Raw genomic sequence first — 4,650 nt, forward strand, 5'->3', positions numbered from 1 at the left:
ACCAAGCCCTGGGGCAAACAGATCGCCGAACTCGTCGGCGGCAAGGAGCGCAGCTTCCCGACCCGCAACGCGCTGCATGAAAAGTTCTGGACCCACCAATACCCGATGGCGGCGACACTGCCGATGCAGGCTCTGACCGAACTCGCCTATGCCGCGCCTGTGGAAAAGGCGACCATCCCTGCCCTCTTCATCTTTTCGGATTCGGACAGAGTGGTGCGGCCAGACCGCACCCGCGAGATCGCCGGGCGCTGGGGCGCGCCGCACGAGCTGGTGCCGGTCGACGACACCGGCGACGCCGACAACCACGTCATTGCCGGAGACGCGCTGTCGCCGTCGACAACAGCCGTCCTCGCGGAGCGGATCGTCGTCTGGGTCAAGGCGCTGACCGGGCAGTAGCCGTCACAAGAAAAAGGGCGACCGAAGCATCGCTACGATCGCCCTCGCATTCACTGGTCGGCAGTCAGCTTAGGCAGGCTTGCCGAACCGCAGGCTTCAAGCCGCCCGCGTCGCCGGCCGCTTGCCGCCGAAGCGGCGCTTGTTGTTGCCCTTGAACGACTTGCGGCCCTCCGGACGCTCGCCTTGCGGCTTTGCCGCAAACGGCCGCTCGCCGTTCGGCTTGCCGCCGAACCGCTTCTTGCCGGAGCCGTTGTTGCCGCCGCCCGGACGCCGGCCGTCGCGGCGACCATTGTGGTCGGCACGATCATTGGCCGGCTCGAAATGGCGCTCGTTCCGTTCCTTGGGATCGCGCTGCGGATCGGGGCTGCCGAGATGGTCGGCAGCGATCGGCAGCTTGGCGCGGATGATGCGCTCCACCTGGCGCAGCTTGGCGTTCTCGGATGGATCGCAAAGCGTGATGGCGATGCCGTCCCTTCCGTTGCGGCCGGTGCGGCCGATGCGGTGGACATAGCTCTCCGCCTCGTCGGGCAGGTCGAAGTTCACGACATGGCTGATGCCGGGAACGTCGATGCCGCGCGCGGCGATGTCGGTCGCGACCAGGATGCGCACCGAACCCTCACGGAAATCGTTGAGCGCCTTCTGACGGGCGTTCTGCGACTTGTTGCCATGGATGACGGCGGCCTTGAAGCCATCACGATCGAGATCCTTGGTCACCCTGTCGGCGCCATGCTTGGTGCGCGAAAAGATGATGACGGACTTCATCGCTTCGTCGGCGAGCATCTTCGACAGCACCTGGCGCTTCTGCTTGGTGCGGGCAAGGACGACGCTCTGGACGATCTCAGCCGCCGCCGTGCTTTGCGGCGCGACTTCGACGCGAACGGGGTTCTTCAACAGGCCTTTGGCCAATTCGGCGATCTCGTCCGGCATGGTCGCCGAGAACAGCGCCGTCTGGCGGTCGGGCGCGGTCGCCTTGGCGATGCGCTTGACGTCGTTGATGAAACCCATGTCGAGCATGCGGTCGCCTTCGTCGAGCACCAGCCATTTGGTGTCGGCGAGGATCAGATCGCCCTCACGCACCAGGTCGGTCAGCCGGCCGGGCGTGGCGATCAGGATATCGACGCCGGGCGCGATCTTCTTCACCTGGCTGAAGCGCGAGACGCCGCCGAGCACCAGCGCGGTCGAGACATGCGCGCCCTTGGCGAGGATCTTGATCGTGTCCTCGATCTGCACGGCGAGCTCGCGCGTCGGCGCCAGGATCAGCGCACGTGTGGTCTTCGGCCGGCGCTTGGTGCCGAGTCCGATGATCTTCGAGAGGATCGGCAGCGCGAAGGCCGCGGTCTTGCCCGAACCGGTCTGGGCGATGCCGAAAATGTCGCGGCCTTCCAGCTGCGGCGGGATCGCCTGGACCTGGATCGGCTTTGGATCCGTGAAGCCCGCGGCATGAGTGGCCTTGAGCAGCGCGCCGGAGATCCCGAGCGCGGCGAAACCATTCTGTTCCGCTGTGTTTTCGTTGGTCAAAATAATCTTCTTTCACGCGGCCTTCTGGCCGCAACATCGATGGCGGCAGGGCGCAACCTGCCGTCGAAAAATTGTCATGGAACGACAAGGCGGCGGACGGAACGTCCGCGCGGCTGCGCTGTCGTGCCCGCAAGCATCATGCCTCGGGGCTTTTTCGCCACTTTGTGATGTACCGGAAAGAGGGGCCGATATACCGGAAAGAGGGAAAACAGACGCAACCAGTCTCATTCGTCGAGAAGGCCGGACAATGCCGGCCCAAGCGCCTATGCCGCCGCATATGGACGAGTTCGCTTCGAAATGCAAGGGCTGCATGCTGCAATGCAGCAAAACGGCGGCGAAAGTGGCGCTTGCACTCCCCTGCCCGCATCATTTACGACAAACGCACCTATCCGTTTGGGGGACCGGCGATGAAGGACGTGCTGAAGGAACTCGAGCGCCGCCGCGAGATCGCCCGCATGGGCGGCGGCAGGGCACGCATCGACGCCCAGCACCAGAAGGGTAAGCTCACCGCCCGCGAGCGCATCGATGTCTTCCTCGACGAGGGCTCGTTCGAGGAGTTCGACATGTATGTCGAGCATCGCTCGACCGATTTCGGCATGGAGAAGACCAAGATCGCCGGCGACGGTGTCGTCACCGGCTGGGGGACGGTCAATGGCCGGCCCGTCTACATCTTCGCCAAGGACTTCACCGTGTTCGGCGGCTCGCTGTCGGAAGCGCATGCCGAGAAGGTCATCAAGGTGCAGGAGATGGCGCTGCGCAACCGCGCGCCGATCATCGGCCTCTACGACGCCGGCGGCGCCCGCATCCAGGAAGGCGTGGCGGCACTCGGCGGCTATGCCGAAATCTTCCAGCGCAATGTTCTGGCCTCCGGCGTCATCCCGCAGATCTCGCTGATCATGGGCCCTTGCGCGGGCGGCGATGTCTACTCGCCGGCGATGACCGACTTCATCTTCATGGTGCGCGACACCTCCTACATGTTCGTCACCGGGCCGGATGTGGTGAAGACCGTCACCAACGAGACGGTGACCGCCGAGAGCCTCGGCGGCGCCTCGGTCCACACCACCAAATCCTCGATCGCCGACGGCGCCTACGACAACGACGTCGAGGCGCTGTTGCAGATGCGCCGGCTGGTCGATCTCTTGCCTGCCTCCAACACCTCGGAAATCCCGGAAATCGAGTGCTACCAGTCGGTCACCGACCACGACCTGTCGCTCGACCGGCTGATCCCCGACAACGCCAACAAACCCTACGATATCAAGGAATTGATCCTGAAAGTCGCCGACGAGGGCGACTTCTTCGAGATCCAGCAGAGCTTTGCGAAAAACATCGTCACCGGTTTCGGCCGGGTCGAGGGCCGCACGGTCGGCTTCGTCGCAAACCAGCCGATGGTGCTGGCCGGCGTGCTCGATTCCGACGCCAGCCGCAAGGCGGCGCGCTTCGTGCGCTTCTGCGACTGCTTTTCCATTCCGATCGTCACCTTCGTCGATGTCCCGGGCTTCCTGCCCGGCACCGCGCAGGAATATGGCGGGCTGATCAAGCATGGCGCCAAGCTTCTGTTCGCCTATGCCGAGGCGACCGTGCCGAAGATCACCGTCATCACCCGCAAAGCCTATGGCGGCGCCTATGACGTCATGGCGTCGAAGCATCTGCGCGGCGACATGAACTACGCCTGGCCGACAGCGCAGATCGCGGTGATGGGCGCCAGGGGCGCGGTCGAGATCATCTACCGCAAGGACATCGGCAATGCGGAAAAGATAGCAGCGCATACAAAGGCTTATGAGGATCGCTTCCTGTCGCCCTTCGTCGCCGCCGAACGCGGCTATGTCGACGAGGTGATCATGCCGCATTCGACCCGCCGCCGCGTCGCCCGGGCGCTGAGGATGCTGCGCAACAAGGACATGCAGAACCCCTGGAAGAAGCACGACAACATCCCGCTGTGACCTGAGTGTCGCGCTTCATCATCAGCGCTGGGCGGCGGTTCGGCAGGTTCGCGGTGCTGTCCGCTGCGGCGCGAGATCATGGGAGCCTTGCGACCGCCTCGACCGCCGCTTGCCCGCCTTCTGGAAATGGCCGCAGACTTGTCGCAAAGCCAGTATTTGAATGGTTGCGCCCAAAGGGCGTGGGAACGTCCGGATGACGGCAAGTCGACACACCCGTCATGGGCACAGCGTCTGGCCGCGCTGGGATACGTGGAGACGCCTGAGATCGAACCGATACGGCGGACAGCACTCTCCACGCTGCTTAACCCAGAGACGGCCGAACAACAGATCGCCGGGTTTAACAACAGATGGACCGAGCGGATGGAGGACTATCTCCAGCGCTAAGCGGCGGTCCTACTCGTAGTCTTCGTAGGATTTTTCCTCGATTAGGGAGGAGCTGAGCAACACGTTTATCTCGCGCTTCAGCGCGGCGCGGCGGTCGTTGGTTCGGTAGACGCCGCGGGCGAGTTCGATGAAACGATCACCGAAGCGCTTGTTGAGTTCTTCGACGCGGATATCGTCCTCGATGACCCAGAGCGCCTGGTTGACGGCCTTCAGTTCCGCGTAAAGGCCGGCCAGCGTCTCCGACGCCGGGAGGTGGTCGTCGCGAACGCGCGATAGCTCCTCCAGTTCGTGCAGGACGTTGGCCAGTTTGGACGCGTCGGCGATGCTTGCCGCCTTGATCTCGAGGATCGATATCTTGTCCAGCAGTTCGCCGGGGGCGATCTCGACGCGTATGGGGCGGACCATGCAATTG

General features: G+C 63.9%; 3 protein-coding genes and 1 pseudogene. 2 read left to right on the plus strand and 2 right to left on the minus strand.

What is annotated here, in order from left to right:
• Positions 1 to 396, plus strand: a pseudogene (locus EN780_RS27970) (alpha/beta hydrolase); the annotation flags it as partial.
• 96 nt (positions 397 to 492) lie between these two features.
• Here EN780_RS27970 and EN780_RS27975 read toward each other — a convergent pair.
• A complete protein-coding gene (locus tag EN780_RS27975; RefSeq protein WP_187331403.1) occupies positions 493 to 1,914 on the minus strand; it encodes a DEAD/DEAH box helicase in 1,422 nt (473 codons plus the stop codon).
• Between the two features lie 407 nt (positions 1,915 to 2,321).
• Between EN780_RS27975 and EN780_RS27980 the strand changes: the two genes are divergently transcribed.
• A complete protein-coding gene (locus EN780_RS27980) occupies positions 2,322 to 3,854 on the plus strand; it encodes an acyl-CoA carboxylase subunit beta (protein WP_128275913.1) in 1,533 nt (510 codons plus the stop codon).
• A gap of 393 nt (positions 3,855 to 4,247) precedes the next feature.
• Here EN780_RS27980 and EN780_RS27985 read toward each other — a convergent pair.
• Positions 4,248 to 4,650 (minus strand): DUF6165 family protein (locus EN780_RS27985; RefSeq protein ID WP_348631270.1); only part of this gene is annotated, 403 nt, incomplete at its 5' end.

This window comes from Mesorhizobium sp. M4B.F.Ca.ET.089.01.1.1 (assembly GCF_004022605.1).
Lineage (GTDB): Bacteria > Pseudomonadota > Alphaproteobacteria > Rhizobiales > Rhizobiaceae > Mesorhizobium > Mesorhizobium abyssinicae.